This is a genomic window from Xanthomonas sp. SHU 199 (genome assembly GCF_000364665.1).
Classification (GTDB): Bacteria; Pseudomonadota; Gammaproteobacteria; order Xanthomonadales; family Xanthomonadaceae; genus Xanthomonas_A; species Xanthomonas_A sontii.
Window position 1 is genome coordinate 1 of the sequence record NZ_AQOI01000163.1, and the last position, 1,594, is coordinate 1,594.

The following is a 1,594-nucleotide window of genomic DNA, read 5'->3' on the forward strand; positions in this document are numbered from 1 at the left end:
CGCGGCCGGCTGCCGCGACCCCGCACCCCTCTGCCCCGCCCCCGCCCCGGACCGCCACAACGTTCGGTGGCGTATGGGCGCTCGCGCCGCTGTGTTCCCTGGCCTGCAGCGGTCTTCACGTGAAGACCGCCGCCACGTCGCACGGATGGCGCGGCTTTTTGACGCCTTCCCCGTTGCCGCGACTGGCACGGCGCATGCAGAAACGTAGGGACCGACCGCATCGGCGCGGTTATGGGATCCGCGTCCTGGCACCGGTCTGAACCACTCAGGCTCGCGTGCGGCCTGCGAGACAAATGCTTCACGCGGGCTAAATATCTCTAAATATTTCCCGTCCGCGCCGATATCGCTGGTACCCAGGCCTGCACACGCTCTTCACGGCGTGGCGCCGGCTTTCCACTCGCCACTGCCGGAGACCCGCCATGCGCTCGACGCCCCCCGACGAACAGGATCCGCCGCTGCAGTTGATCGTGGACGGCGACATGACCATCCGCCATGCGGCCGAACTGAAGCCGCTGCTGCTGCCCGCGCTGGAGCATCCCGGCGGCCTGCGCCTGCAGGTGCAGGCGGTGAACGACATCGACGCCACCGGCGTGCAACTGCTGCTGGCCACCCAGGCCGCGCTGCGCGCGCTGGGACGGCCATTCCAGCTCGAGGGCTGCACCAAGGCGGTCGGCGACGCGCTGGACCTGCTCGGCCTGGGCGACGCGTTCGAGCGCGTCGGCGACGACACTCTTCACTAATCGGCAGCACGACATGAACATGGATCAATTGCTGCAGACCTTCATCGCCGAGAGCCGCGACCTGCTCGAGGACATGGAACGCAACCTGCTGGAAGCCGAGCGCGGCGAAGCCGGTCCCGACGCGGTCAACGCGATCTTCCGCGCCGCCCATACCATCAAGGGCTCCGGCGGCCTGTTCGATCTGGCGCAACTGGTCGGCTTCACCCATGTGGTGGAGAGCGTGCTGGATCTGGTGCGCGAGCAGGCCGTCGCGCTGGATTCGGAGCTGATCCAACTGATGCTCGCCTGCTGCGACCACATCCGCACCCTGGTGGAAGCGGCCGCCGGCGCCGAGGCGGACGAAGCCACGCTGGCCAGCGAGGGTGCGCCGCTGCTGGAACGCCTGCAGACCTACCTGCACCCTGCTGCCGCGCCAGCCGCCAAGGCCGGCGCCGCCGCAACGCCCGCGGCGCCGGCGCACACCGGCTACTGGCGGATCTCGCTGCAGTTGTTCACCGATGCGCTGCGCTTCGGCAACTCGCCGCTGCACCTGATCCGCTGCCTGCGCAGCCTCGGCAGCCTGGAAGCGGTGCGCACCCGTCACGAGCGCGTGCCGGCATTGCCGGAACTGGATCCGGAGGCCTGCTACCTGGGCTTCGACATCCTGCTGCGCAGCGACGCGCAGCAGGCCGCGATCGAGGACATCTTCGAATTCGTGCGCGACGACTGCGACCTGCTGGTGCTGGCGGTGGACCCGCACGGCGACGCCGCCAACCTGGATCTGCCGCTGCTGGTGGCCGAGGCCGGCAGCCAGGCCAGCGCCGACGACTTCGCCGGTTTCGAGAGTGCCGCCACACCGGAGGCCGCGCCGGCTG

At 69.6% G+C, this 1,594-nt stretch carries 2 protein-coding genes; both read left to right on the forward strand.

The window, feature by feature from the left end; all coding sequences use genetic code 11:
* The first annotated feature begins 419 nt into the window (after positions 1–419).
* Complete coding sequence (locus D183_RS0107275; RefSeq protein WP_017908422.1) at positions 420–740, forward strand: STAS domain-containing protein; 321 nt, start codon at positions 420–422, stop codon at positions 738–740.
* Positions 741–753: 13 nt separating this feature from the next.
* On the forward strand, positions 754–1,594 hold an 841-nt coding region (locus D183_RS0107280), incomplete at its 3' end, for an Hpt domain-containing protein (protein ID WP_017908423.1).

Coding starts and splice junctions, on each gene's coding strand:
- D183_RS0107275 (WP_017908422.1), top strand. CDS start 420: ATGCGCTCGACGCCCCCCGACGAACAGGATCCGCCGCTGCAGTTGATC.